This window comes from Streptomyces sp. NPDC006193, from assembly GCF_040613915.1.
Taxonomy (GTDB): domain Bacteria; phylum Actinomycetota; class Actinomycetes; order Streptomycetales; family Streptomycetaceae; genus Streptomyces.
The window spans coordinates 53,788-78,495 of the sequence record NZ_JBEXTB010000026.1; the positions used below are offsets into that span (position 1 = coordinate 53,788).

Annotated in this window: 24 protein-coding genes; 14 read left to right on the forward strand and 10 right to left on the reverse strand. The window is 73.7% G+C overall.

Annotation, left to right across the window (positions count from 1 at the left end):
* From ABZ261_RS22290 to ABZ261_RS22300, 3 genes are read left to right on the forward strand one after another with little or no spacing between them, the layout of a single operon-like run.
* Nucleotides 1-1,023: an NAD-dependent epimerase/dehydratase family protein gene (locus ABZ261_RS22290; protein ID WP_356861755.1), complete on the forward strand. Its 1,023-nt coding sequence runs from the start codon at nt 1-3 to the stop codon at nt 1,021-1,023.
* Entirely contained in the window at nt 1,020-1,652 is a 633-nt protein-coding gene (gene rfbC / locus ABZ261_RS22295) for a dTDP-4-dehydrorhamnose 3,5-epimerase (protein WP_356861757.1), read from the forward strand. Before ABZ261_RS22290 ends, rfbC begins: the two co-directional genes overlap by 4 nt.
* A gap of 7 nt (nt 1,653-1,659) precedes the next feature.
* Complete coding sequence (locus ABZ261_RS22300; protein ID WP_356861759.1) at nt 1,660-2,433, forward strand: class I SAM-dependent methyltransferase; 774 nt, start codon at nt 1,660-1,662, stop codon at nt 2,431-2,433.
* 88 nt (nt 2,434-2,521) lie between these two features.
* Here the strand turns inward: ABZ261_RS22300 and ABZ261_RS22305 are convergent, their stop codons facing one another.
* Complete coding sequence (locus ABZ261_RS22305) at nt 2,522-2,968, reverse strand: nuclear transport factor 2 family protein (protein ID WP_356861761.1); 447 nt, start codon at nt 2,966-2,968, stop codon at nt 2,522-2,524.
* Between the two features lie 180 nt (nt 2,969-3,148).
* Between ABZ261_RS22305 and ABZ261_RS22310 the strand changes: the two genes are divergently transcribed.
* From ABZ261_RS22310 to ABZ261_RS22340, 7 genes are read left to right on the forward strand one after another with little or no spacing between them, the layout of a single operon-like run.
* A complete protein-coding gene (locus ABZ261_RS22310; protein WP_356861762.1) occupies nt 3,149-3,934 on the forward strand; it encodes an SDR family NAD(P)-dependent oxidoreductase in 786 nt (261 codons plus the stop codon).
* Between the two features lie 44 nt (nt 3,935-3,978).
* The gene (locus tag ABZ261_RS22315; protein WP_356861764.1) at nt 3,979-4,935 is read left to right on the forward strand and encodes an aromatase/cyclase; all 957 of its coding nucleotides are present in this window, start codon (nt 3,979-3,981) and stop codon (nt 4,933-4,935) included.
* On the forward strand, nt 4,932-5,693 hold the full coding sequence (locus ABZ261_RS22320; RefSeq protein WP_356861766.1) for an SDR family oxidoreductase: 762 nt from the start codon (nt 4,932-4,934) through the stop codon (nt 5,691-5,693). The genes ABZ261_RS22315 and ABZ261_RS22320 overlap by 4 nt, the downstream gene beginning before the upstream one ends.
* 48 nt (nt 5,694-5,741) lie before the next feature.
* Nucleotides 5,742-7,019 (forward strand): FAD-dependent monooxygenase, encoded by a 1,278-nt coding sequence (locus ABZ261_RS22325; RefSeq protein WP_356861768.1) that lies wholly within the window; start codon nt 5,742-5,744, stop codon nt 7,017-7,019.
* Nucleotides 7,010-7,789, forward strand: a complete 780-nt coding sequence (locus ABZ261_RS22330; RefSeq protein ID WP_356861770.1) for a cyclase family protein — start codon at nt 7,010-7,012, stop codon at nt 7,787-7,789. Before ABZ261_RS22325 ends, ABZ261_RS22330 begins: the two co-directional genes overlap by 10 nt.
* Nucleotides 7,790-7,817: 28 nt before the next feature.
* A complete protein-coding gene (locus tag ABZ261_RS22335; protein WP_356861836.1) occupies nt 7,818-9,458 on the forward strand; it encodes a class I adenylate-forming enzyme family protein in 1,641 nt (546 codons plus the stop codon).
* Nucleotide 9,459: 1 nt separating this feature from the next.
* On the forward strand, nt 9,460-9,756 hold the full coding sequence (locus tag ABZ261_RS22340; RefSeq protein WP_356861771.1) for an antibiotic biosynthesis monooxygenase family protein: 297 nt from the start codon (nt 9,460-9,462) through the stop codon (nt 9,754-9,756).
* Between the two features lie 129 nt (nt 9,757-9,885).
* On the opposite strand, the gene ABZ261_RS22345 is transcribed toward ABZ261_RS22340, so the two are convergent.
* On the reverse strand, nt 9,886-11,541 hold the full coding sequence (locus tag ABZ261_RS22345) for an FAD-dependent oxidoreductase (protein ID WP_356861773.1): 1,656 nt from the start codon (nt 11,539-11,541) through the stop codon (nt 9,886-9,888).
* Between the two features lie 104 nt (nt 11,542-11,645).
* Entirely contained in the window at nt 11,646-13,301 is a 1,656-nt protein-coding gene (locus tag ABZ261_RS22350; protein ID WP_356861775.1) for an FAD-dependent monooxygenase, read from the reverse strand.
* Between the two features lie 216 nt (nt 13,302-13,517).
* Between ABZ261_RS22350 and ABZ261_RS22355 the strand changes: the two genes are divergently transcribed.
* Both ABZ261_RS22355 and ABZ261_RS22360 read left to right on the forward strand, forming a co-directional pair.
* Nucleotides 13,518-14,675: an acyl-CoA dehydrogenase family protein gene (locus ABZ261_RS22355; protein ID WP_356861777.1), complete on the forward strand. Its 1,158-nt coding sequence runs from the start codon at nt 13,518-13,520 to the stop codon at nt 14,673-14,675.
* A gap of 58 nt (nt 14,676-14,733) precedes the next feature.
* The gene (locus ABZ261_RS22360) at nt 14,734-15,789 is read left to right on the forward strand and encodes a methyltransferase (RefSeq protein WP_356861778.1); all 1,056 of its coding nucleotides are present in this window, start codon (nt 14,734-14,736) and stop codon (nt 15,787-15,789) included.
* Here the strand turns inward: ABZ261_RS22360 and ABZ261_RS22365 are convergent.
* The 5 genes from ABZ261_RS22365 to ABZ261_RS22385 all read right to left on the reverse strand — a co-directional run bounded on the left by ABZ261_RS22365 (nt 15,767) and on the right by ABZ261_RS22385 (nt 20,364).
* Nucleotides 15,767-16,825, reverse strand: coding sequence for a methyltransferase (locus tag ABZ261_RS22365; protein WP_356861780.1), 1,059 nt, complete (start codon nt 16,823-16,825; stop codon nt 15,767-15,769). The two genes, ABZ261_RS22360 and ABZ261_RS22365, sit on opposite strands and share 23 nt — an antisense overlap.
* A 69-nt stretch (nt 16,826-16,894) precedes the next feature.
* Nucleotides 16,895-17,548, reverse strand: coding sequence for a TylF/MycF/NovP-related O-methyltransferase (locus ABZ261_RS22370; protein WP_356861782.1), 654 nt, complete (start codon nt 17,546-17,548; stop codon nt 16,895-16,897).
* A gap of 5 nt (nt 17,549-17,553) precedes the next feature.
* Nucleotides 17,554-18,807: a nucleotide disphospho-sugar-binding domain-containing protein gene (locus tag ABZ261_RS22375; RefSeq protein WP_356861784.1), complete on the reverse strand. Its 1,254-nt coding sequence runs from the start codon at nt 18,805-18,807 to the stop codon at nt 17,554-17,556.
* A gap of 35 nt (nt 18,808-18,842) precedes the next feature.
* Nucleotides 18,843-19,562 (reverse strand): SDR family NAD(P)-dependent oxidoreductase, encoded by a 720-nt coding sequence (locus ABZ261_RS22380; protein WP_356861786.1) that lies wholly within the window; start codon nt 19,560-19,562, stop codon nt 18,843-18,845.
* Between the two features lie 52 nt (nt 19,563-19,614).
* Nucleotides 19,615-20,364 (reverse strand): SDR family oxidoreductase, encoded by a 750-nt coding sequence (locus ABZ261_RS22385; RefSeq protein WP_356861788.1) that lies wholly within the window; start codon nt 20,362-20,364, stop codon nt 19,615-19,617.
* Nucleotides 20,365-20,515: 151 nt separating this feature from the next.
* Between ABZ261_RS22385 and ABZ261_RS22390 the strand changes: the two genes are divergently transcribed.
* Together ABZ261_RS22390 and ABZ261_RS22395 are read left to right on the forward strand one after the other, a co-directional pair.
* A complete protein-coding gene (locus ABZ261_RS22390; protein ID WP_356861790.1) occupies nt 20,516-21,553 on the forward strand; it encodes a class I SAM-dependent methyltransferase in 1,038 nt (345 codons plus the stop codon).
* A 47-nt stretch (nt 21,554-21,600) separates the two neighbouring features.
* Nucleotides 21,601-22,608 carry a Gfo/Idh/MocA family oxidoreductase gene (locus ABZ261_RS22395; protein WP_356861792.1) on the forward strand — a complete coding sequence of 336 codons (1,008 nt, stop codon included), beginning with the start codon at nt 21,601-21,603 and terminating at the stop codon, nt 22,606-22,608.
* Between the two features lie 49 nt (nt 22,609-22,657).
* Here the strand turns inward: ABZ261_RS22395 and rfbB are convergent, their stop codons facing one another.
* Nucleotides 22,658-23,632: a dTDP-glucose 4,6-dehydratase gene (rfbB, locus tag ABZ261_RS22400; RefSeq protein WP_356861794.1), complete on the reverse strand. Its 975-nt coding sequence runs from the start codon at nt 23,630-23,632 to the stop codon at nt 22,658-22,660.
* The gene (locus tag ABZ261_RS22405; RefSeq protein ID WP_356861796.1) at nt 23,629-24,693 is read right to left on the reverse strand and encodes a glucose-1-phosphate thymidylyltransferase; all 1,065 of its coding nucleotides are present in this window, start codon (nt 24,691-24,693) and stop codon (nt 23,629-23,631) included. Before ABZ261_RS22405 ends, rfbB begins: the two co-directional genes overlap by 4 nt.
* Nucleotides 24,694-24,708: the final 15 nt, after the last annotated feature.

The following is a 24,708-nucleotide window of genomic DNA, read 5'->3' on the forward strand; positions in this document are numbered from 1 at the left end:
ATGGCACGCGTGGTAGTGACCGGTGGGTGCGGATTCGTCGGGAGCCGTCTGGTGCGGCGGCTCGTCGCCCGGGGGGACGACGTCGTCGTCTTCGACGGCGCTTCGCGGGCGCGGAACCTGGAGGGCCTGGACGCCGTCGTCGTGCCGGGGGACGTCCGGGACGCCGGCCGGCTGGCGTCGGTGATCGGGCCGGGGGTGGACGTCGTCTACCACCTGGCGGCGGTGGTCGGGGTCGACCAGTACCTCGCCCGCCCGCTGGACGTGATCGACGTCAACTTCACCGGGACCCGCAACGTCCTGGACCTCGCGGTGCGCGCGGACGCCCGGGTGGTGGTGGCCAGTACCAGCGAGGTGTTCGGCAAGAACCCGGCGGTGCCCTGGTCGGAGGAGGCGGACAGGGTCCTGGGCCCCACGTCCGCCGACCGCTGGAGCTACTCCACCAGCAAGGCCCTGGCCGAGCACCTCACCCTCGCCTACGGCCGCCAGCACGGCCTGGCGGCGACCATCGTCCGCTACTTCAACGCCTACGGTCCCGGCCAGCGGCCGGCGTACATCGTCAGCCGCAGCGTGCACCGCGCGCTGAACGGCAGGCCGCTGGTCGTGTACGACGGCGGGTCGCAGACCCGGTGCTTCACCTACGTCGACGACGTGGTGGAGGGCACCCTGCGCGCCGGCGCGGATCCGGCCGCCGTCGGGGAGACCTTCAATCTCGGCGGCACGCACGAGACGACGGTGGCGGACGTGGTGGCGCTGATCGCCCGGTTGGCCGGTTTCGACGGGCCCATCGCGCCGGTCGACACCGCGCGGCGGCTGAGCGCGGGCTACCAGGACCTGCAGCGGCGGATCCCGGACACCCGCAAGGCGGCCGCGCTGCTGGGCTGGCGGGCCGTCACCCCGCTGCAGGAGGGGCTGCGCCGCACCGTCGACTGGGCCAGGGACAACCCGTGGTGGCTGGCGCTGGAGGACAGCGGGGCGCTGTCGGAGCCCGCCGGGCGGCCTGTCGAGGCGGGCGGGGGCGCATGAGGTTCACGGCATTGAAGATCCCCGACGTCTTCCGGATCGACCCCGAACCGTTCCGGGACCGGCGCGGGTCGGTGCACGAACTGTTCCGGCACGAGGCGCTCGGCGCGGCGGCGGGCAGGCCGTTCACGCCCGTCCAGGCCACCTACTCGGTCTCCCGCGAAGGCAGCCTGCGCGGCATCCACGCCACTGCGGTGCCCCCGGGCGAGGCCAAGCTGATCACCTGTGTGCGCGGCGCGGTCCTGGACGCGGTGGTCGATCTGCGGGTGGGCTCACCGACCTTCGGGGAGTTCGAACTGACCCGGCTGGACGCGCGCTCGGGGACCGGCATCTTCATGGCGGAGGGGATCGGGCACGCGTTCCTGGCGCTGAGCGACGACACCTGCATGAGCTACCTGTGCTCGTGCGAGTACCGGCCAGGCCGGATGATCGACGTCGACGCCCTGGATCCCGGCATCGGCATCCCCTGGGGCGAGGGCCGCACCTTCGTGAGGTCGAAGAAGGACATCGAGGCGCCCACCCTGCGCGAGGCGGTGGAGGCGGGGCTGCTCGCCTCGTGGGAGGAGTGCCGCAGCTCGTACGGGGGGCCGGGCGGAGCCGGCCGGCTCGGACAACGATCACGAGAGGCGTGAGGGGTTCATGGACACCAACGGTTTGAAGGATCCGCTGACCGTCCCGCACGAGTCGGCGCAGGAGCGTGAGGCGCGGCTGCGGCTGACGAAGCTGCTGACCGAGACGCCGATCCCGCCGGAGTACCTGATCGACAATCTGCCCGTCTACCTGCGGCGGCATCAGCTGGCGGATCTGCTGTCGATGGACGCCCTGTACCGGATGCTTCCCGAAGTCCCCGGTGTCATCATGGAGTTCGGGGTGCTGCACGGGCGGCATCTGGCCGCGTTCACCGCGCTGCGCAGCATCTACGAGCCGTACAACTCCCTGCGGCGGATCATCGGGTTCGACACCTTCACCGGTTTTCCCGACATCGCCGACGTCGACCGGGTGAGCACGAGCGCGACCGTCGGCCGGTTCGCCGTCCCGGGCAACGAGGTCGGGCATCTGCGGGAGGTGCTGGCCGCCCACGAGCTGAGCGAGCCGTTCGGGCACACCCGGCGGACGTTCGTGATCCAGGGCGACGTGCGCGAGACCGTGCCCCGCTATCTGGCGGAGAACGAGGAGACGGTGATCGCTCTGGCCTTCTTCGACCTCGACCTGTACCGGCCGACCAAGGAGCTGCTGGAGACGATACGGCCGCATCTGACGAAGGGCAGCATTCTCGCCTTCGACGAACTCGCCCATCCCAAGTGGCCGGGGGAGACGACGGCGCTGCGCGAGGTGCTCGGTCTGGACTACGGGCGGTTGCGTCAGGTGCCGGGCCGGGAGCCGCCGGTGATCTACATGCAGTGGCCGGGATGACACGCGCGGGCCGGCCGGGGGCGGGGGCGGGGCCGGCCGGCTCCGCCTCGCCCCCGGCCGGCCCGCGGTGCGGCGGGCGGGGGTGCGCTCAGCGCAGGTCGTCGCGGGTCACCGTGCGGCTGCGGACCTGCCAGCCGTCTTCGCCGGGCACGAGGACGTCCTCGCACAGGGTGCTGAGCCGGACGTCGGGGCGTCCGTTGCGTGGGGATTCGACGATGAGGGCGTAGGAGCGGGCGTCGACCGTGCCGTCGGGGCGGGGCTGCACGTCGAGCATGCCCAGCCAGTGGCGGCGGACGATGCCCTTCTCGGCGAGGTCCCGGGCGGTGTCCTCGGCTGCCCGGCGGATCGCCGCCCGGCCGTGTACCGGCTGGGGGGCGGCGTTGGCCGTGAAGGTGCCGTCGGCGGTGAACGTCGCCGCCCAGGCCGCCGCGTCGCCGCGGTCCAGGGCGTGCATCTGCCGTGCGTAGAAGCGCTGTACCTGGTCGTACAGGTCCGGGGCGACGAAGTCGCCGGGCAGCTGTGCTGGCTGGGTCATCGTGGTCTCACTTTTCTCGCGGCCGCTTGCTCCCGGTCGGCCAGCGATGCTCGCACGGTGCGGTTGAGGGTGGGTGGAGGCGTCGTCGAGCGGGCCGCCGGCCGGGGCGAACAGGTGTCGAGGGCCGCTCTAGCCGGCTCTGCGAGCATCCACCCGGTCGACAAGGAGGGAGGGCCGTCCATGGCGGACGACACTCGGCCCGTGGCTCTGGTCACCGGCGCCACCAGCGGTATCGGAGCGGCCGTCAGCAAGGCTCTGGCGGGCGCCGGCCACCCCGTCTACATCTGTGCCCGCGACCGTGAGCGGGTCGCGGCCGCGGTGGAGGATTTGCGCGGGCAGGGTTTCGAGGCGGACGGCGCGGTGTGCGACGTCCGCTCGCGCGAGCAGGTGCGCGACCTGGTGGGCGGCGCGGTTGCGCGGTTCGGGCGGATCGGTGTCGTCGTCAACAACGCGGGCCGCAACGGCGGCGGGGTCACCGCGAAGATCACCGACGAGCTGTGGCTCGACGTCCTGGACACCAATCTCAACAGCGTCTTCTACGTCACCCGGGAGGTGCTGACGGCCGGGGGGATGCTGGCGCGGGGCTGGGGCCGGGTGATCAACATCGCGTCGACCGGCGGGAAGCAGGGCGTGGAGCTCGGGGCGCCGTACTCCGCCTCCAAGCACGGTGTCGTCGGTTTCACCAAGGCGTTGGGCAAGGAGCTGGCCAAGAGCGGCATCACCGTCAACGCCGTGTGCCCCGGATATGTCGAGACGCCCATGGCGCAGCGCGTCCGGCACGGCTACGCCGAGCACTGGGGTGTGGCGGAGGAGGAGGTCCTGCGGCGTTTCGAGGCGAAGATCCCGTTGGGCCGCTACACCACCCCCGAGGAGGTCGCCGGGCTGGCTGCCTACCTCGCCACCGACGCGGCCGCCCCGATCACGGCCCAGGCGATCAACGTCTGCGGCGGGCTCGGCAACTACTGATGCGACGTCGGCGCCGCGGCGCCCGAGGAGAGGAAGGCGGCAGCGTGCCCCAGCAGAGAGTCGAGCACACCGAGCACACCGTCACCGTCGCCGCACCGGCCGAGGCGCTGTACGGGGTGATCGCGGACGTCACCCGGTGGCCGGCCGTGTTCGGTCCGACGCTGCACGCGGAGCGCGTCGCGGGTGACGGCAGCGGTGAGCGCATCCGTCTGTGGGCTCTGGCGAACGGCGAGGTGAAGAGCTGGACGTCGTGGCGGGACCTGGACGCGGGGGCGCACCGCGTCGCCTTCCGCCAGGAGGTGTCGCAGCCTCCGGTCGCCTCGATGCGCGGCGAATGGATCATGAAGCCGGGTCCGGGCGGCAGCACGGTGGTGGTCCTGACCCACGACTACGCCGCGGTGGGCGGCGACCTCGGCGACGCCGAGTGGATCGGCCGGGCCGTGGACCGCAACAGCCGCGCCGAACTGGAGGCGCTGAAGCAGGCGGTCGAGCGGCGGCCCGGGCTCGGTGAGCTGATGACGACGTTCGAGGACAGTGTCCTCGTCGACGCCCCGCCCGGGCAGGTGTACGACTTCGTGCAGGACTGCGGGCGCTGGCCGCAGCGGCTGCCGCACGTGGTGCGGCTGGAGGTGCGCGAGCAGCCCGGGGGGATCCAGTGGATGAGCATGGACACCCGGGCGCCCGACGGAGCGGTGCACAGCACCGAGTCGGTCCGCCTGTGCTTCCCGGCCAGTCATATCGTCTACAAGCAGACGACCCTGCCGAAGCTGCTGGCGGCGCACACCGGCCGGTGGAGCTTCACCGAGTCCTCCGGCGGCACCCTGGCGACCTCGCAGCACACCGTGGTGATCGATCCGGACCGCATCGGTGACGTCCTGGGCCGCGGGGCCACGGTGGCCGACGCCCGTGCCTTCGTGCGCCGTGCGCTGGGCGCCAACAGCACGGCCACGCTGCGGCTCGCCAAGGAGCACGCGGAGACGGCGCGAAGGTCGCGGGCGTGAGCGCGGCGGGCGGGCACCGGCTGGGCCTGGAGGGCAAGCGGGTCCTCGTCACCGGCGGCACCCGGGGGCTGGGGCTCGCCATCGCCCGCAAGCTGTCGGCCTGCGGGTGCGAGGTGGTGCTGAACTTCGCCGGCTCGCCCGAGCAGGCCGCGAAGGCGGCGGCCGGGATCGAGGCGGCGGGCGCGGCGGTGTCCCTGGTGCGCGCCGACGTCGGCACCCCCGAGGGTGTGGAGGCGCTCCTGGAGACGGTTGCGCGGCGGTACGGCGGGCTGGACGTGTTCGTGCACAACGCGGCGAGCTTCACGCCGATGCCGGCGCTGGCCCCGGATCCGGGCGCCGCCTGGCGGGACCTGGCCGTCGCCCTCACCCCGCTGCTGTGCGGTGCGCGGGCGCTGGCCGGGCTGCTGCCCGCGGGAGGGCGGATCATCGCGGTCTCCAGCACCGGGGCGCACGACGTCGTGCCCGGGTATGTCGGCCTCGGTATGGCGAAGGCCGCTCTGGAGAGCCAGATCCGCTATCTCGCGGTGGAGCTGGCGCAGCGGGGCGTCACCGTCAACGCCGTGTCGACCGCGAAGCTGGACAAGGGCGAGAGCCCGCCGCCCGCGGCGGTCGGCGCGCTGGCCGCGCGTACCCCGGCGGGCCGGCTGACCGTGCCGCAGGACGTCGCGGACGTGGTGGCGCTGCTGTGCGCGCCGGAGGCGGCGTGGATCCAGGGCCAGGTGGTCCACGCCGACGGCGGGCTCGGTCTGCGGGCGTGAGCGCGGCGGGCCCGTTGTGCGGTGACGTTCCTGAGGAAGGTGGTGCACATGGCGGGGTGGGCCGGCGAGGACGGCGAGGACGGTGCGCAGACCGATTTCTGTGTGGTCGGTGCGGGGCCCGCGGGTCTGACCGTCACGCTGCTGCTGCTGCGGTCGGGGGCGCGGGTGACGCTGGTGGAGCGTTCGGCGTCCCAGACACGCGCCTACCGCGGTGAGATCCTGCAGCCCGGTGGCCTGCGGATCCTCGACGCCCTCGGGGTGCTCGGCCCGGCACGCGCCGGGGGCTGCCACGAACTGGACGGCTTCCAGCTCCTGGAAGGCGGCAGGGTGGTCCTCGACAGCGACTACCGCCGGCTGCCCGCGCCCTGGAACCACCTGCTGAGCATCCCGCAGGAACAGGTGCTGGGCGAACTGCTCGCGCGCTGCCGCCGCTACCGGGGCTTCACCCTCGTCGACGGCAGCAGGGTCACCCGGCTGCACCGCCGCGCGGGACGGGTGTCGGCCGTGGTCGCCGCGGGACGCGGCGGGCAGCGGCGCATCACGGCGCACTGCTTCGTCGCGGCGGACGGCAGGTACTCCAAGACACGCAGCCTCGCGGGCATCGCCGCCGGCCGCGACGACGTCTTCGAGCACGACGTGCTGTGGTTCAAGGTGCCCGCGCACGGCCGTCTGCCGCGCCGGGTGCGGATCGAACGGGCCGGCGGCAACCCCGTCCTGACCTACCCCTCGGGCGCCGGGCACGTCCAGATCGGCTGGCTGCTGCCGCACCGCACGTACGGCGCCCTCGCCGCGCGGGGTGTCGAGCACGTCAAGGACCTCATCTGCGCGGCGGTCCCGCAGTACGCCGACGAGGTGCGCCGGGGGGTGCGCGCGCTGACGGATCTGACGCTGCTGGACGTGTTCGCCTCCTGCGCCCCCCAGTGGGCGCAGGACGGGCTGCTGCTCATCGGCGACAGCGCGCACACCCACAGCCCCGTCGGCGCCCAGGGGATCAACCTGGCGCTGCAGGACGCGGTCGCGGCGCACCCGGTGCTCATGGCGTCGCTGCGGCGGCAGGACGCCACGGCACGCTTCCTTCAGCGCTACACCGGTCCCCGGCGTCGGGACATCCGGCGCGTCATGCGGATCCAGCGGGCGCAGAGCAGCCTGATGCTGTCCACCGGGAGGCTCACCGGCACGGTGCGGCCCGCCCTGGCCGGCCTGGTCTCGCGGACGCCGCTGTACCGGCAGATCCTGCGTCAGATCGCGTTCGGGAACCGGCAGATACGGATATCGTCGCAGCTTTTCACGGACACGTACGAGAGCGTGGAGCAGGAATGCGTCTGATCGACTTGAGTTCACCTGTCGACGCGTCGTTCTGGGAGCCGGATCCGGTGACCCACATTCCCCTGTCCCCCGCCGAGGGGGCGGCTCACATGGTCGCCGAGATGCGTGAGCATTTCGGTCTGGACATCGATGTGAGCGCGCTGCCGGGCGGTGAGTTCCTCAACAACGACACGCTGACCCTGACCACGCACACCGGGACGCACGTCGACGCGCCCGCCCACTACGGCTCGACCGCGGCGTACCGGCCGTCGGGTCCCCGTACGGTCGACGAGCTGCCGCTGGAGTGGTTCTACGCGCCGGCGTTCGTCCTGGACGTGTCCGACGCCGGCACCGGCACGGTGGGCGCGGAGCGGCTGGAGAAGGAGTGCGGGAGGATCGGCTACTCCCCCGCGGCGGGGGACATCGCGCTGCTGTACACGGGCGCCGGCCGGCGGGTGGGCACGCCGGAGTACTTCACCGAGTTCGTGGGGCTGGACCGCGGCGCGACGCAGTACCTGCTCGATCTGGGGATCCGGGTGATCGGGACGGACGCCTTCAGTCTGGACGCGCCGTTCCCGTACATCATGCGGGAGTTCGCGCGCACCGGGGACCGCGGCGTGCTGTGGCCCGCGCATTTCCTCGGCCGGGAACGCGAGTACTGCCAGATAGAGCGGCTGGCCAATCTTCGTGCGCTGCCGCGGGCCTTCGGTTTCAAGGTGTCCTGTTTTCCCGTGAAGATCGCACGCGCGGGCGCCGGGTGGGCCCGCGCCGTGGCTGTCCTGGACGACTGAGACGGCGAGGTGAGGGGTGGTGAGCACCATGGCACTGCGGGCCACGGTTCCTGCCGGCGAGGGCAGCGTCGCCGTCGGCGCTCCGCTCGGGTCGCTGGGGGCGCTGCTGGGCGGGCCCAGGATCGACAGCCTGCTGGAGCGGGCGGCGCGGCTGGCGCCGCAGCGGGTCGCGCTGCGGGCGGGCGGCGCCGACTGGACGTACGCCGCGCTCGATGCGGAGGTGACGCGCTGTGCGGCGGTGCTGCGGCGCAGGCTGGCCGCGCTGGGCTCGGTGGTGGCGATCCCCGCGATCGCCGACCCCGTGTTCGTCACCGCTTTCTACGGCACCTCGCGCAGCGGGAACATCAGCGTCGTCCTCAATCCGCTGTGGCGGGAGGAGGGGCTGGAGCACGCGCTGCGGACCAGCCGGGCGCAGGTGGCCGTCGTCACCCCGGAGATGTACCGCAGGCTGCGGGAGGTGCGGTACAACCTGCCCTACCTGGACACCGTGATCCTCACCCGTGCCGCCGACGACTGCGAGGGCCTGCCGGTGCTCGCCGACCTGCCGGCCGGGGGCCGGGCGCGCCGCTCGGACGCGGAGGCCGGGCAGGTGCCGGACGCGGTCGCCTGCGTGCTGTTCACCAGCGGGACGACCGGGGCGTCCAAGGCCGTGATGCTCACCCAGCGGAACCTGACGGTCAACGCGGCGCAGACGGCGTACGCGCACGGGCTGGACGCGGACGCGGTGACGCTGAACTGCCTGCCGACGTACCACCCGATGCACCTGAACAGCGCGGTGTGCGCCATGGCGACGCAGATCCTGCATCCGGGGCCGGATCTGGAGGGCTCGCTGCGGGCCGCCGCCGACCACGGCGTCACCCACTACTACAGCCTTCCCGTGCGGCTGGCACAGCTGGCCCTCGCGGCGCCGGCCGGCGCGGCGGACGGGCCGCCCGTGCCGTCGCTGCGTGCGGTGCTGTCCGGCGGCAGCGCGCTCGCCGCCGAGCACGCGGCGCAGCTCGCCGCGCGGTTGAAGGTCCCGGTGGTCCAGGGGTACGGCCTGGCCGAGACCTCACCGCTGACCCACTGCGATCCGCTGGATGCGCCCCGGCCCGGTTCGTGCGGGGTGCCGCTGCCCGGTACCGAGTGCCGGATCGTGCACACCGAGAGCCGCGCGGTGCAGCCGCTGGGGGAGAAAGGGGAGGTCGAGCTGCGGGGCCCGCAGCTGATGAAGGGCTACCTGGACGCGGCGCCGCTGGGGCGGCAGGAGTGGTTCGCGACCGGTGACGTCGGCTGGATGGACGACGAGGGCCGGCTGCACCTGGTCGACCGGATCAAGGACGTCTTCAAGTGCGACAACTTCCTGGTGTCGCCGGCCGAGGTGGAGGCGGTGCTGCGCCGGCACCCCGCGGTGGCCGACTGCGTCGTGGTCGGGCGTGCGGATGCGGCCCGCGGTGCGCTCGCCTGCGCCCTGGTGGAAAGCCGCCGGCCGGACGTGGCGGCGGAGGACATCGCCGCGTTCGTCAACGGCCGCGTGCCCTATTTCCAGCGCGTGTGGCGGGTGGAGATCGTCGACCGCATCCCGCGGTCGGCCAACGGGAAGGTGCAGCGGCTCCGGCTGCGGGAGGAGGTGGGCCGCTGGACGCTGCCCGCCCGGCCGCCGGGGGCGCCCGCCGAAGGAGAGGACTGACATGGCAACTGTCATCAACCGTCTGAAAGTGACCGGGGACCGTGCGGAGTTCGAGCGGATCCTCGGCTCGATGACGGCCTACATGAAGCGTCAGCCGGGCTTCGTCGCCCACCGGCTGTACCGGTCGCTGCGCGATGCGGACGTGTACGTGGAGCTGGCCGAGTGGCGGGAGGCGTCCGACCACCGCAAGGCCATGCAGAGCCGGGAGTTCCAGGACCTCATCCCGCTGATCAGGAAGCATGCCGAGGCGCAGCCGGACGTGCTGGAGCCGCTGGAGGACGGCGCGGGCACGCCCTGAGCCGGCGCGGCGCGCGAAGGAGAGCGGCACCACAGGAGACGGGGGCCGGCACTGCGGTGCCGGCCCCCGTCTCGCGTGCCCGGCCCGCGGCGCGGCCGGTCAGGGGGCGGGCGGTCAGGGGGCGGGCGGTCAGGGGGCGGGCGGGCGGCCGGCGGTGAGGGGGAGGCGGGCGAGCAGCGCGGTGAAGGCCTCGTCGGTCAGGCGGCTGCCGCGGGCGCACAGGTAGCCGTCCGGGCGGATCAGCAGCCAGTCCTCGGGCCCGGCGTCCCACGCGCGGCGCAGTGTGCCGTCGTCGGTGAGGGGGCCGGGGGCGTCGGACGCGGTGTCCGGCTGCGCGCCGGGTACGACGCTGCGCACGCGCAGCCAGTCCTTGTGGGCTCTCTGCAGGGCCCGCAGCCGGGCCGCCTGCTGCCGCGTCGGGTCGAACACCACGAGTGTCCAGCGCTGTTCGCGCAGTTCCGGCAGCAGGGCGCTCCAGGCCGGGGAGTCGCTGTCGGCGGCCGTGACGCGTGCGATGCGGTCGCCGGGGCGCAGCCGGGTCGCGGGCGCGTGCGGTTGCGTCAGCGACAGCGAGGAGGCGCGGTAGTCGACGCCGAGGGCGGACATGTTGCCCAGGATCTTGTGCTGCATGGTCCGCCGGAGTGCGGGCACGGTGCGCACCAGCGCGAAGAAGACGGGCAGGATCCGTTCCATCACCGGGTTCCTGAGCTGGATGAGCCGGGTGGCGGTCCTGGTGGAGCGAAGCAGGTGCCGGCCCACCGGGACGCGTTCCTCGCCGTAGCTGTCCAGCAGTTCCTCGCGGGCCTGGCCGTGGATCACCGCGGCGAGCTTCCAGGCGAGGTTGTAGGCCTCCTGGATACCGGTGTTCATGCCCTGTCCCGAGGCGGGGCTGTGCACGTGCGCGGCGTCCCCGGCCACCAGGCAGCGGCCGATCCGCATGCGGTGCACCATCCGCTGCTGGAAGGTGAACACCGACACCCAGTCGGGCCGGGACACCTGGAAGGTGCCGGCGATGCCCGCGCCGATCATCGTGGTGAACCGTTCGGCGACCCGGTCCGGGTCGCTGTCGTGCGGCGGTGTCGAGGTGTCCAGGAGCCGCCAGCGGCCCGGCTGGAGCAGGGGGACCATCATCATGGTGATGCCGCCGGTGCGCACCCAGTAGATGCTGTGGCGGGGCAGGTCGGTGCTCACCTGGGCGTCGGCCAGCATCCAGGTCTCGCTGGTCTCGCCGGCCAGGTGCAGGCCCAGTCGTTTGCGCACCAGGCTGTGGCCGCCGTCGCATCCGGCGAGCCAGGGCACGTCGAGGTGCTCGACGGCGCCGGCCGGGCCGGACAGGGTGACGCGGACGTTGTCGGTGTCGTGCGTGAAGCCGGTCAGGCGGGTGCCCCACTCCACCTCGACCCCGCGCCTGGCGAGCGCGGTGCGCAGCACCTGCTCGGTGTGCACCTGGCTGATGGTGAGGGTGAACGGGTAGCGGGTGGGCATCCGGCGGTAGTCCGCCTCCAGCACGGTCAGCCGTCTGCCGTTCTGGAACAGGGTGAAGGCGTTGATGCGCCGGCCCCGCGGGAGCATGTCCGCGACGATGCCCATCTGGTCGTAGATCTCCAGTGTGCGCGGGTGTGTGGCGATCGCCCGGCTGGTGGTGCCGGGTGCCTCGCGCGCGTCGACGAGGCGTACCCGCACGCCGCGGCGGGTCAGTTCGTGGGCGAGCGTCAGCCCCACGGGTCCGGCCCCGGCCACGAGCACCTGGGGGGTGTTCGTCGATGAGCGTGCTGCGGATACCACGGTCCCTCCTTGTCGGGGCGTGCCTCGCCCTGGATCGTCGGCTGTCGCGGTGGAGAGGTCTTTGGTGCCCTGCGGCCGGTCGGGCGGCTCGTGCGGTGGCCGCCTCAGCGTGCGGCGGGGTCCGCGGCGGGCAGCGCGAGGGTGCGGCGCAGCACCTCGGCCAGCCGGTGCTCGGGGTCGTCGGGGGCGGGCCGGCGGGCCCGCCAGCACACGAAGCCGTCCGGGCGGACCAGGACGGCGCCGGCGTCCGTCACCCCGTGCGCTCGGGGCCAGGCGCCCTGCGGGTCGGTGATGTCGTGGCCGAGCTGGTGGACGTGCAGGGGCACCGGCAGGCCGGCGGAGCGTGCCGCGCGCGCCCACCGGTCGGCGCGGGGGCCGGCCAGCAGCACGAAATGCTTCCCGTACAGGTCCAGTGAGGAGATGCGGGCGCCGTGCCGCACCAGCGGCAGGTGCGGGGCGCGGCTGCCCGGGTCGCCGTTCCACTCGGCGACCGGCGCCGGGGCGGGCGGCGTCGGGGCGGGCGGCGTCGGGGTGCCGGGTTCGTGGTCGCCGGCCACCGCGGCGGAGCGGTAGCGGTGGCCGAGGATCACGGCCAGCGGGTCGCCGGGGGCGGGGGCGGGGGCGCCGTCCGCAGGGGCGGGCCGGTGTGTGCCGCCCGTGCGGTCGCGCTGGCTGGCCAGGGAGAACGCGCACGCCGCCACGGCGACGGGGCGGCGTTCCTCCTCGTAGGTGTCCAGCAGGGCGTCGCCGGCCAGGCCCCGCAGCACCAGGGCGAGTTTCCAGGCGAGGTTGTGGGCGTCCTGGATGCCGGTGTTCCCGCCCAGGCCGCCGGCGGGCGGTGTGACGTGCACGGCGTCGCCGGCCAGCAGGACGCGCCGGTCGCGGTAGCGGTCGGCCACCCACGAGGACAGCTCCCACCGGTCCAGTGCGGTGTCCTTCTGGCGCAGCAGGCGCACCGGCGCGTCGTCCCAGCCGACCGCTTGGCGCACCAGGGCCCGGCAGTGCTCCTGCGACGGGTCGTCGCCGACGATGTCGGCCGGCACCATCAGCACCCACCGCTCGGGGCTGTCCAGCCGGGTCAGCACCGTTCTGGGCGCCGGCCGCTGCAGGTAGCACAGGGCCAGCCGGCGTCCCCGCAGGGCCGGGCCGAGGTCGGCGGCGAAGGGGATGCTGACGTAGCGGACGCTGTCGTGGGCCGGGCCGGTGGTGATGCCCAGCCGCTCGCGGATCTGGCTGCGGTGGCCGTCGGCGGCGATCAGGTAGCGTGCCCGGACGGTGCGGTCGCGGCCGCTGCGCAGGTCGCGGAGGTGGGCGGTGACCCCGGCCGGGTCCTGCCGGAACGACAGCAGTTCGGTGCCGAACCGCAGCGCGCAGCCGGCCCGGTCGGCGTGTTCGCGCAGCACCGGTTCCACGGCGTTCTGGTCGACCATCAGCGGGGTGGTGGGGCTGATGCGGGCGTAGGACTCGGGGGCCGGGCGGACGGCGTGGAAGGTCTCGGGTCCGGTCAGGGTCGCGGCCCGGGCGATCTCGGGGAAGTCGCGCAGCACCGAGGGGGGTGCGCCGCGCAGGGCGGGTTCCAGGCCGGCCGCGCGGAACACCTCCATCGAGCGCACGTTCAGGCTGCGTCCGCGGGGCACGGCGCTGGTGTGGTCGCGGCGTTCCACCAGGTGCGCGGTGATGCCGTGCTGGGCCAGGAAGACGGCCAGTGACAGCCCGACCAGGCCTCCGCCGGCGATGAGGACGGGAACGTCGTGGTCCATGCGCTCTCCCCGTGGTCTGCTTCGGCCCGCTGCCGGGTGCCCGCCGCTGTGCGGCACGCTGTCAGCCGCTGCTCGGCCGGCGGTGGACGGCCGCTCGAGTCGCCCGGGGTTCGAACGGTTCTTGAAGCGGTTCGCCGAGATTGGGGGGCGGCGGCTGGAGGTGAGCCGGCGGCCGCGGGCCGGCGTCCGGCCGGACAACGAGGGGAAAGGGGCAGCATGCCTGAGCCGAGCTTTTTGCCGCCGTCCCCGTACACCCGTGTCAGGGACGTGGTGGCCGCGCACGCTCCGGCCGCCGAACGCGAGCGCCGGCTGTCGCCGCAGGCGGTGCGGGCGCTGACCGAGGCGGGGTTGGTGCGGTTCTTCGTGCCGGAGGCGTTCGGCGGCGCCGGGGGCGGCTTCACCGGCCTGCTGCATGCGGTGACGGAGGTGTCGCAGGGGTGTGCGGCGGCGGGCTGGTGCGCGTCCCTGTTCGCCTCGCACGCGCGGATGGCGGCGTTCTTGCCGCTCGCCGGGCAGAAGGAGGTGTGGGCCGGCGGGCCGGATGCGCTGATCTCCGCGGCGATCGTGCCGTCCGGGACGGCCGAGGCGGTGCCCGGCGGGTGGCGGCTGTCGGGTGAGTGGGGCTTCGTCAGCGGGGTCGACTTCGCCGACTGGGCCCTGCTGTCCGCCCGCGAGCCGGGCGAGGAGGGGCGGCTGCGGTTCTTCGCGGTGCCCTCCGCCCGGTGGACGGTGCGGGACACCTGGTTCAGCGTCGGCCTGCGGGGCACCGGCAGCCGGACGGTGGTCCTGGACTCGGTGTTCGTGCCCGGGCACCGCTCGTTCCTCCAGCAGGCGCTGCTGGAGGGCGCGGCGGTCGCGGCCGGGCCGCAGGGCCCGGCACGCTGCCACCGGGTGCCCTTCCGGCTGGTGAGCGGTCTGAGCCTGATGGCGCCCGCGCTGGGCGCCGCGCGGGCGGGTCTGGACGCCTTCGGCGCGGGGATGCGGACCAGGACCGAGACGCTGATGGGACGCCGGGTCCGCTCGCGGGACAAGGAGTCGGTCCACTGCGCGCTGGCGCGGGCGGCCGCCGCGCTCGACGCGGCGGAGCTGCTGCTGGCCCGCACCGCCGGCGTCGCGGACGGCGACGCACCGGTCGGGGCCGAACAGGTGGCGCGCAGCCAGCGTGACTGTGCGGTGGCCGCCGAGTGGGTGACCGACGCGGTGGAGCTGCTGCAGCGCACGGCCGGGGCCCGCGCCCAGGGCAGCGACCACCCCCTGCAGCGGGCCTGGCGGGACGTGCACGCCGCGACCAGCCACGCCGCCCTGCAACTGCAGCCCAACGCCGCCGTCTACGCCCGGCAGGTCCTGGGCGGCGACGCCCCGCCCGCCGCGTGAGACGCGGCCGGCCGGAGCCGGGAACAGCGAAGCCGAGACGAGAACGGGAGATGGCCCGATGACCGATGCGCCCCGCGGTGTGCCCGCGCCGCTGCTGCTGCACGAGATGGCGTTCAGCCTGGGGGTCACGGCCGCCCTGGTGGCCGCCGTCGAGCTGAAGGTGCCGGACGCGCTGGGCGACCGCCCGGCCGGCGCGGCGGAGCTGGCCGACCGGGTCGGAGCCGACCCCGAGTCCCTCGAGCAGCTGCTGCGGGCGCTCGCCGCGCGCGGTGTGTTCCAGGCCCGCGAGGACGGGCGGTACGCCCACACACCCGCCTCACGGCTGCTGCGCGAGGACGCGCCGGGCAGCCGGCGCACCATGGTGCTGCTGGCCGGCGCGCCGTTCGCCTGGCAGATATGGTCCCGTCTGACCGACGCGGTGCGCACGGGCACCGGCGTGTGCGAGGACCTGTACGGCACCGATCTGTTCACCCATCTGGAGAAGAACGATCCTGAGCTGGGCGCCCTGTTCGACCGGGCGATGTCCCGGTCGGGGGAGGCGACCATGCGGCCGGTGGTGGAGGCGCTGGACCTTCCCCGGGCGGCGACGGTCGCCGATGTCGGCGGCGGCCACGGCACCTTGCTGAGCATGCTGCTGGACCGTCATCCCGGGGTGCGGGGGGTGCTGTTCGACCTGCCGCGGGTGGTGGAGGGCGCCGATGAGCGTCTGGTCCGCGGGGACCTGTCCGGCCGGTGCCGGGTGGTCGGGGGCGACTGCCGTCGTGCCGTTCCCGTCGAGGCCGATGTGTATGTGCTGAAGAACGTCGTCCACATGTGGGACGACGCGACCGCCGCCGGTGTGCTGCGCACGCTGGTGCGGGCGGCGCCGGCCGGGGCGCGGATCGTGCTGGTGGAGCAGGTGCTGGATGCGACCGCGACGCCGGGCAGCGCCACCGTCATGGACCTGCTGATGCTGGCGTCCCAGGGCGGGCGCGAGCGCACCGCCGCCGGGTTCGCGCGCCTGCTGGCGAGGGCGGGGCTGCCCGCGCCGCGCATCACCCCGGCGGGCCCGGCCGCCTTCCTCGTCGAGACGGCCGTGCCGGGCGCGGGGGTCAGCGCGGCCGCGCCTGGATGAGATCCCAGGTGCGGGCGTCGCCGGCGACCCGGCTGACCTGTGCGACGGTGAACCCGGCGGTGGTGAGCAGGTCGCGGACCTCCCGCTCGGTGCGCACCCGGCCGCCGCGCTGCAGGAAGACGGAGAAGTTCACCCGGTGCAGCTCCCTGGTCTCCTCGTCGACGTCGGGGCCGTTGATGCCGTGCGGCAGGTCGGGCAGGAAGCTCTCGATCACCAGCAGCAGCGCCGTGGGCGGCATGGCGGCGGCGCAGTTGCGCAGGATCCGCACGGCGCGCTCGTCGTCGTTCTCCCACAGCAGGGTCTTGAGGAGATAGAGGTCGCCGCCGCCGGGCGGGCCGTCGACGGCCAGGTCGCCGCCGGCCAGGTCGACGCGCTCGATGACGCCCCGGGCGGTGAGGTTCGCCCGGGCGGCGGGCAGGATCGCGGGGACGTCGTGGAGGACGCCCCGCGCGTCGGGGGCGGCCGCCAGCACCTGGGCGAGCATGTCGCCGTGCCGGCCGGCGGCGTCGACGATCACCGGGAAGCGGGTGAAGTCGAAGACCCGGGCGATGGAGCCGCCGCAGTCCCCGGACGTCATCGAGTCCAGCTGGTAGAGGGCGAGCAGGTCCTCGGGGCGCTGCTCGAGGTGGCGGTGGAAGGAGGTGCCCAGGGTGTCCTCGCCCATGGGCCGCCCGGTGCGGACGCACTCGGCGGTGCGGGTGTAGGGGAGGTAGTGGTGCATCCCCGCGGTGGCCCGGGCCATCGCGGCGAACATCCCGTCGGAGGTGAGCAGCGCGCCCATGGGGGTCAGTGCGAACACCTCCGGCTCGTTCTCGGTGATCAGTCCGAGGACCGCGCAGGAGCGCAGGTAGCGCACGAGTGTGGGCCGGTGGGCGCCGATCGCGGCGGCCAGGTCGGCGGCCCCACGCGGTGCGGGCAGCAGCTGGTCCGGCACGCCCAGCAGGGTCAGGGCCCTGACGTACTGGGCGGTGGGGAAGGAACCGATGAGCTGCACCAGGTCGGTGTAGAGCGAGGTGTCGGTCTGCTCGTCGGGCATGGCGGGTCCTGTCTGTCGGGGCCGGGGGCCGGGCCGGGGCCGGGGGCGGGGCGGGGGCGGGGGTGGGGGTCAGTCGCGGCGGCGGTAGCGCCCGTAGGCGACGTCGCCGGGGAGCGTCTCGACGGGGGACGGGGCGCCGAAGTACGCGTCGCAGGCGGCCTTGACGCCCGGGAACGGCGCGACGGCCCCGGGCCGGGCGCCGGGGTCGGTGTAGTCGTCGATGATGAGGGCGCCGCCGGGCTGGAGCCGGGGCACGCACTGTGTCAGGGACACCAGTGTCGAGGCGTACAGGTCGCCGTCGAGGTAGCCGAAGGCGATCCGGTCGGGGAGCCGGCCGGCCAGGGTGTCCTCGAACCAGCCGGGGTGCACGTGGGGCGGGCGGCGGTCCCAGGCGGCGAAGACCGCGAGGAGGTCCGCGGGCGAGGACGTGAACAGGCCGGAGGGCATGACGATCTCGTCCTCCTCGGTGGTCTCGGGCAGGCCCTCGAAGGAGTCGTAGACGTGGATGGGCCGGTCGTCGCCGCAGGCGTCCAGGACGCACCGCATCCACAGGGTCATCGCGCCCCGGTAGCAGCCGAGTTCGACCACCGCGCCCCGAACGCCGTCGGCGACGATGCGTTGCAGTTCGGCGCGGACGTGGCCGAGCCGGTCGGCATCCACCGTCTCGTGGTGCTCGGCCAGCAGCCAGGCTCGTACGTCCTTCAGGTCTGCGTCTGTCGTCATGCCTGTCACCGTTTCTGTTCGCTGCGGCTCGCGGGGCGGACGTCGTGGCCGCGGGCGAGCCGCTCCAGCGGCCCGACGAGGGCGGAGACGGGCGGGCGGCGTTCGGCGCCGGCCCTGATCCGGTGGGCGGCCTCGCGCAGCGCGCCCTCGTCGAGGAGCCGGGTCACCGCCTCCTCCACCTCGTCGCGGCGCGCGGTCGGGCCCGGCAGCGCGAGGGAGGATCCGGCCCGGCCGAAGCGCCTGCTCATCTCCGTCTGGTCGTCGGTGAAGGGGAGCATCAGCTGGGGCACGCCCGCCGTCGCGGCCGTCATCATCGGGTTGACGCTGCCCTGGTGGATCAGCGCGTCGCAGGTTCCCAGCAGCAGGTTCACCGGGAAGTGCCGCAGGACGCGGACGCCGTCGGGCAGTTCGCCCAGGGCGTCGACCTGTTCCGCCGAGGCGGTCAGCACCAGCTCCGCCCCGCGGGCGGTGACGGCGTCCACGGTGTGGCGCAGCGCCGGGACCGCCGGACCGTAGATCTCCAGCGCCGAGTTGCTCCACAGCAGGCACACGCGCGGCCGCGGGGGGCGGCTCCACGTCCAGCGGGGAGGCTGGCCGGGCCCGTTGTAGGGCAGGTACCGGACGGGCATCCGGCAGGCGGGGCCGGCGTCGGGCTGCAGCGCGGGGGGTGTGGGGTCGATGAAGTGGCTGACCTGGGTGGGCTTCCACTCCCCCAGGCCGTGCCGGGCGAAGGCGCCGTGGGTGTCCTCCAGGCCGGTCTCGAGCGCGCCGAACATGCCGGGCGAGTGGTAGACGGCCGGGACGCCGGCGACCCGCGCGGCCAGCGGGCCCTCCAGCGACATCAGGTCGTGCACGACCAGGGCCGGCGGCCGGCTGCGGGCGAGGGCGACCGCGGCGTCCTGGTTGTGGCGGTGGATCTGCTCGCAGGCGCGCAGGAAGGCCCGGCCGTGCTCCTCGGCGTCGTACTCGTCGGGGTGGGCCAGCGGGCGGCCGGTGAGGGGGTGCAGCAGCGGCAGGCCGTCGCCCGCCGGCTCGGCGCCGGAGCGTACCGCGGCGTGGCGTGCCATCCGTTCGAAGACCATCATGTCGATGTCCTTCAGGGCGGGCACCGGTACGAGGCCTGCGGCGCTGATCGCGGGGGCCTGGGAGGGTGCGCACAGCACCCGCACCTCGTGCCCGGCCGCGGTCAGCGCCCAGCCGAGCGGGATCATGCAGAAGTAGGCGCCCTTCCAGTTGGTGGTGGTGAACAGAACGCGCATGCCGGCTCCTGGGGGCGGGAACGGGGCGGTGTCGGTCAGCGGGCGGGCGGCAGCGCGCCGGTGGTCAGGACGGCGCCGCTGAGGCCGGCCAGGTCGCCGGCGGTCAGTGCGGCCACCAGCTGGGCCATGCGGGCGGCGATGCGGGCCGGCTGCGGGTGCGTCCCGGTGGCCGGGCCGTCGGGCGGCGCGGGGTCGGTGGCCGCGACCGCGTTCACCCGCAGGCCGTCCTCGCCCAGTTCGGCGGCCAGCCGCCGCACCGCGGTCTCGGCCAGCGCGTGGCGCAGTCCGGCGCCGGCGGTGAGGTACACCAGCGCGCCGGGCCGTCGCAGGGCCGACAGGGTGCGCAGGGCCGTGTGGGCGGGCACGAGGCAGTCGCGCAGGGGCAGGCGCACGGCGCGGTAGGCGTCCGGGAGCGCCGGTGGCGCAGGCGCGGCGTCCGGCGGCGCGAGGTCGGGGGGCGGGGTGTCGGGGAAGGCGTTGACCACCATGGCGTCCATGCCGCCGAGGGCGCCGACCGTGCGCCGGCACAGCGCCTCCACCTGGGCCGGCTCCGAGAGCACGGCGCGCACGGCGATCGCCTGGCCGCCGTCCTTCTCGATGCGGCGCACCAGGTGGCGGGCGTCGGTGAAGGAACGCTGGTATTGCACGGCGAGGACGGCGCCCTGGCGGGCGAGTTCCGCGGCGACCGGAGGGGCCGGCCACGCATCGCCACCGGTGAGCACGACGATTTTGCCCTGCAGTGAGAACGACACCATGGCCGGGAACCTAGGGCGCGTTCTTTGAGACCCGGTGGAGGGCGGCTCGTCTTTAGCGGCCGCCGGCGACGGTGACGTTCTCGCCGGTGATGTTGCCGTTGGCGGCGGAGCACAGGAAGAGGACCGTGTTCGCGACGTCCTCGGGCGAGCTCAGGCGCCCGGTCGGGGTGTGGGCCCGCTCCCGTTCCTTGATGTGCTCGGGCAGTTTCCCGCGGACCCGGTCGGTCAGCGTCAGGCCGGGGGCCACCACGTTGACCAGGACGCCGTCCGGGCCGGCGTCCCAGGCCAGGCTGCGGGCGAAGCCGTACAGGGCCGCTTTGACGGCGCCGTAGAACTCCTGGCCGGGCTGGCCGTCGAAGGCGTTGTGGGAGGAGATCAGGGCGATGCGCCCCCAGCCGCGTTCGCGCATGCCGGGCAGGACGAGCTGGACGGCGCGGACGACGGGGGCGAGGTTGTGCTCCACCAGCGGCAGCCACTGGCTCGGCGGGACGTCCTCGAACCGGGTGCCGGGCGGTCTGCGCGGCCCCCAGGCGAAGGCGCCGGCGACGAAGACGTCGATGCCGCCGTGGCGTTCGCGGACCGCGGTGACGGCCTCGGCGGCGCCGGCGGGGTCGTCCAGGGCGTAGCGGACGGCGGTGGCCCGGCCGAGTTCGCCCGCCAGGCGTTCGGCGCGGCCGGCGTCGTTGCGGTAGCCGAGCGCGACGGTGGCTCCTTCGGCTGCGAAGGCGCGGGCGATGGCCTGCCCGATGCCTCCGGTGGCGCCGGTGACCAGCACTGTCTTGTCGGTGAGCTGGTAGTCCATGGGGGTGAGCGTGCGGCAGTGCGCTCGGCTGCCGCTCGAAGCGGCCGGGCGGGGTGCGCGGTGGGGCTCTCCAGCCGGGCTCGAGGGGACACGGACGGCTCTCGGGGAGGGTGGCAGGGTCCATGACCGTCGCACGGCAGGAGGATGAGCAATGACGCCAAAGGGCCCGGCGCTGACCCGTGGCCGGCTCCACGCCTATATGCGCGGCTTCACGCATTCGAGTCTGCTGCGCGCCTCGGTGGAGCTGGGTGTGTACGACGCCGTCGCCGCCGGCGCGACGGACGCCGCGGCGGTGGCGGACCGTCTGGGCACCCATCCGCGCGGCACGCGGATCCTGTTGAACGCGCTGGTCGCCATCGGGCTGCTGGTCTGGGACGAGGGTCGCTACGCGCTCGTGGAGGGTGCGGGGGATCTGCTGGTGAGCTCCGGCAAGGACTATTTCGCCGGGCCGATCCGGCTGGGCACCGACGACTGGGAGTGGGATGCGCACAAGCGGCTGGCCGAGTCGGTCCGCAAGGGCGGTCCCGTGCTGGAGACGACGGCGGACACACCGGACTTCGACTATTTCGGGGTGTGGGCCGAGCACAGCGCGGACTCGACGTTCAACACGGGAGCCGCCCAGCTGGTCGCCGACCGGCTCCTTCCCTGGCAGCCGCAGGCGGCGGCGGTGGACGTGCTGGACGTCGGCTGCGGTTCGGGCTGGTACGGCCTGGAGATCGTGCGGCGCGAGCCGCGGGCCCGGCTGTGGGCGCTGGACTGGTCGCCGCGGGCGTTGAAGGTGGCGGAGTCGAACGCCCGGCGGGCGGGGGTGGGCGAGAGGGTGACGCTGGTGCGGCAGGACGCCTTCGACGGTCCGCTGGGCGGCCCGTACGACCTGGTCACCATGGCGCATGTGCTGCATCACCGGTCCGCGGAGCAGGCGGCCGGGCTGCTGCGCCGGGTGTTCGAGGCGATGCGGCCGGGCGGGCGGATCGGGGTGGTCGGCCACACCTACGAGGACGGCGTGTCGCCGGCCGAGGATCCCAATCCGCATCTGTTCGCGCTGATCATGCTGATCCAGACCGCCACGGGTGAGCCTCACTCGGTGGCCGCCTACCGTCGGATGTTCGCCGAGGCCGGTTTCGTGAACGTCCAGTTCCACGCCAGTGCGAACTCCATGCACAAGGCGATCACCGCGGACCGTCCCTGAGCGGGCGGCGGTGCGGATTTTTTTGCCGAGACGTCGAGGGTGAGACGGTGACGAAGCAGACGGCGAACGAGAACGGCGCCCGCGGCGGGCGGGTGCGCATCGGTGTGCTGGGGTGCGCCGACATCGCCAGGCGGCGGATGCTGCCGGCGATGGCGGGCCGGCCCGAGATCGAGATCACGGCGGTGGCGAGCCGGGATGCGGCCAAGGCGGCGGCGTTCACCGCGCAGTTCGGCGGGCAGCCCGTCCAGGGGTATGCGCGGCTGCTGGAGCGTGAGGACGTGGACGCGGTGTACATTGCGCTGCCCACCGGCCTGCACGCGCAGTGGATCATGCGGGCGTTGGAGGCGGGCAAGCATGTGCTGTGCGAGAAGCCGCTGGCCGCCACGTACGCGCAGGCGGCCGAGGCGGTGTCGCTGGCGCGTGCGCGGGGGCTGCTGCTGATGGAGAGTTTCATGTTCCTGCGGCACTCGCTGCACCGCCGGGTGCTGGAGCTGGTGCGTGAGGGTGTGGTCGGGGAGCTGCGTGCCGTCACCGCCGACTTCGGTATCCCGCCGCTGCCGGCCGGTGACATCCGCTATGCGCCCGAGCTGGGCGGGGGTGCGCTTTTGGACGTCGGGGTGTACCCGGTGCGGGCGGCGCAGCTGTTCTTGGGCAACGACATCCAGGTGGCGGGGGCGTATCTGCACGTCGATCCGGGGTGCGGGGTGGATGTGGCGGGCGGTGCGCTGCTGTACGACGAGCGGGGGGTGAGCGCCCGGCTGGGTTTCGGGTTCGTCCACGCCTACCGTTCCGGGTATGCGCTGTGGGGCAGTGCGGGGCGGTTGTCGGTGGAGCGGGCCTTCACTCCGCCGAGCGGTTTTCAGCCGGTGGTGCGGCTGGAGCGGCCGGGTGGGTGCGAGGAGCGGGTGCTGCCGGCCGACGACCAGTTCGCGAACATCGCGGCGGAGTTCGCGCGGACGGTGGCCGACACTGCGGATCATGAGCGGCATGCGCGGATGATCCTGCGCCAGTCGGCGCTGGTGGAGGAGGTCCGCGGCCGGGCGGCGAAGGGCTGAGCGCGCGGCAGGGGCCCGGTCCGGGCGGCGTCGCCCGGGCCGGGCCTGTTCACGGCTGTGCGCGCTCCAGCGGTTTCCACCAGGCGGGGTTGTCGCGGTACCAGCGGACGGTGTCGGCGAGTCCTTCGTCGAAGGCGATGCGCGGGACGAAGCCGAGTTCCTTGCGGATGAGGGAGGCGTCGAGGGCGTAGCGGCGGTCGTGTCCGCGGCGGTCGCTGACGTAGCGGACCTGGGACCAGTCGGCGCCGCACAGCCGCAGGAGGCGTTCGGTGACCTCTTTGTTGCTCAGGGAGGTGTCGCCGCCGATGTTGTAGACGCTTCCTGCTTTTCCTTTGACGGTGACGAGGTGGACGGCGCGGCAGTGGTCGCTGACGTGCATCCATTCGCGGACGTTGCCGCCGTCGCCGTAGAGGGGGACGGGCCGGCCGCTGAGCAGGTTGGTCACGAAGTGCGGGATGAGTTTTTCGATGTGCTGGTAGGGGCCGTAGTTGTTGGAGCAGCGGGTGATGCGCACGTCGAGTCCGTGGGTGCGCCAGTAGGAGCGGGCCATGAGTTCCCCGGCGGCTTTGGACGCCGCGTAGGGGGAGTTGGGGGCCAGGGGGCAGGACTCGTCCCAGGTGCCTTCGGCGATGGATCCGTAGACCTCGTCGGTGGAGACGTAGACGAGGGGGGCAACGTTCGCCGCGGCGCACACGTCGGCCAGGCACTGGGTGCCGACGACGTTGGTGCACACGAACTGGGTGGCGCCGGTGATGGAGCGGTCCACGTGGGACTCGGCCGCGAAGTGGACCACCGCGTCGTGGCCGGGCACCAGGCGTTGCAGCAGGGCCCGGTCGGTGACGTCGCCGTGGACGAAGCGCAGCCGGGGGTGGCCGGTGGGGAGGTTGGCGAGGTTGCCGGCGTAGGTGAGCTTGTCCAGGACGGTGACTTCGGCGTGGTCGCTGTCGGGGTAGGCGCCGGCGAGCAGGCCGCGTGTGTAGTGGGCGCCGATGAATCCGGCGCCTCCGGTGACGAGTATCTTCATGCGGTGCGCACCTGGACGCTGGCCTGGTCGCCGAGGAGGAGGCGGTGTGTGCCGCTGGTGGTGCCGTGCACCCTGGCTCCTCGGCCGATGACCGAGTCGCGCATTCCCCATACCCCTTCGACGTGGACGTTGTCGAGCACGATCGACTCCTGTACGTGGGCGTTGTCGATCAGGCAGCCGCGTCCGACGGACGTGTGCGGGCCGATCCTGGAGTGGCGGACGGTGCTGCCCGCGCCGACGATGAGCGGCCCGTCCAGGCGTGAGGCGATCACGCTCGCGCCGGGTTCGACGACGACGGGGCCGTGCAGCTCGCAGGCCGCGTCGATGTGGCCGCGGACGTCGCGGTGGATGCTGTCGAGGAGCACCCGGTTGCATTCGAGCAGTCCGGGGACGCTGCCGGTGTCCTTCCAAAAGCCCTGGTAGATTTCGGCGCTGACCTGGCGGCCGCCGGTCACCAGGCGTTGCAGGGCGTCGGTGATCTCCAGTTCGCCGCGGGCGCTGGGTCGCAGGCCGCGTACCGCTTCGTGGATGGCGGGGGTGAAGAAGTACACGCCCATCATGGCGAGGTCGGAGCGGGGGTGGGCGGGTTTTTCGGCCAGGGAGACGACGTTGCCTGCGGCGTCGAGTTCGGCGACGCCGTAGTGCTGGGGGTCGTCGACCTTGGTGACGAGGATCTTGGCGTCGGGGCGGTGGCGGGTGAAGTCGCGGGCGGCGTCGGCCAGGGAGCCGACCAGCATGTTGTCGCCCAGGTACATCAGGAAGTCGTCGCCGTCGAGGTAGTCCTCGGCGACGCTGACGCAGTGGGCGAGTCCGAGGGGCTTGTCCTGGACGAGGTAGTCGATGCGCACGCCGAGGGCCGTGCCGTCGCCGAGGGCCTGTTCGACGGGTCCGTTGCGCTGGCCGACGATCATTCCGACGGAGGTGATGCCCACGTCGCGGATGTTGTGCAGGCAGTGGTGGAGCACGGGCCTGCCCGCGACCGGCATCAGCTGCTTGGGCAGGGAATAGGTGAACGGGCGGAGGCGGGTTCCTGTTCCCCCGGACAGCACCAGACTTTTCACCGGGGAACTCCTTCG

Excerpts from the sequence above, each read along its gene's own strand:
- ABZ261_RS22350 (WP_356861775.1), bottom strand. The coding sequence starts at position 13,301 with ATGGACCACGACGTTCCCGTCCTCATCGCCGGCGGAGGCCTGGTCGGG.
- ABZ261_RS22355 (WP_356861777.1), top strand. The coding sequence starts at position 13,518 with ATGCCTGAGCCGAGCTTTTTGCCGCCGTCCCCGTACACCCGTGTCAGG.
- ABZ261_RS22330 (WP_356861770.1), top strand. The coding sequence starts at position 7,010 with ATGCGTCTGATCGACTTGAGTTCACCTGTCGACGCGTCGTTCTGGGAG.
- ABZ261_RS22290 (WP_356861755.1), top strand. The coding sequence starts at position 1 with ATGGCACGCGTGGTAGTGACCGGTGGGTGCGGATTCGTCGGGAGCCGT.
- ABZ261_RS22325 (WP_356861768.1), top strand. The coding sequence starts at position 5,742 with ATGGCGGGGTGGGCCGGCGAGGACGGCGAGGACGGTGCGCAGACCGAT.
- ABZ261_RS22360 (WP_356861778.1), top strand. The coding sequence starts at position 14,734 with ATGACCGATGCGCCCCGCGGTGTGCCCGCGCCGCTGCTGCTGCACGAG.
- ABZ261_RS22390 (WP_356861790.1), top strand. The coding sequence starts at position 20,516 with ATGACGCCAAAGGGCCCGGCGCTGACCCGTGGCCGGCTCCACGCCTAT.
- ABZ261_RS22335 (WP_356861836.1), top strand. The coding sequence starts at position 7,818 with ATGGCACTGCGGGCCACGGTTCCTGCCGGCGAGGGCAGCGTCGCCGTC.
- ABZ261_RS22305 (WP_356861761.1), bottom strand. The coding sequence starts at position 2,968 with ATGACCCAGCCAGCACAGCTGCCCGGCGACTTCGTCGCCCCGGACCTG.
- ABZ261_RS22380 (WP_356861786.1), bottom strand. The coding sequence starts at position 19,562 with ATGGTGTCGTTCTCACTGCAGGGCAAAATCGTCGTGCTCACCGGTGGC.
- rfbB (WP_356861794.1), bottom strand. The coding sequence starts at position 23,632 with ATGAAGATACTCGTCACCGGAGGCGCCGGATTCATCGGCGCCCACTAC.
- ABZ261_RS22310 (WP_356861762.1), top strand. The coding sequence starts at position 3,149 with ATGGCGGACGACACTCGGCCCGTGGCTCTGGTCACCGGCGCCACCAGC.
- rfbC (WP_356861757.1), top strand. The coding sequence starts at position 1,020 with ATGAGGTTCACGGCATTGAAGATCCCCGACGTCTTCCGGATCGACCCC.
- ABZ261_RS22365 (WP_356861780.1), bottom strand. The coding sequence starts at position 16,825 with ATGCCCGACGAGCAGACCGACACCTCGCTCTACACCGACCTGGTGCAG.
- ABZ261_RS22375 (WP_356861784.1), bottom strand. The coding sequence starts at position 18,807 with ATGCGCGTTCTGTTCACCACCACCAACTGGAAGGGCGCCTACTTCTGC.
- ABZ261_RS22370 (WP_356861782.1), bottom strand. The coding sequence starts at position 17,548 with ATGACGACAGACGCAGACCTGAAGGACGTACGAGCCTGGCTGCTGGCC.
- ABZ261_RS22385 (WP_356861788.1), bottom strand. The coding sequence starts at position 20,364 with ATGGACTACCAGCTCACCGACAAGACAGTGCTGGTCACCGGCGCCACC.
- ABZ261_RS22340 (WP_356861771.1), top strand. The coding sequence starts at position 9,460 with ATGGCAACTGTCATCAACCGTCTGAAAGTGACCGGGGACCGTGCGGAG.
- ABZ261_RS22300 (WP_356861759.1), top strand. The coding sequence starts at position 1,660 with ATGGACACCAACGGTTTGAAGGATCCGCTGACCGTCCCGCACGAGTCG.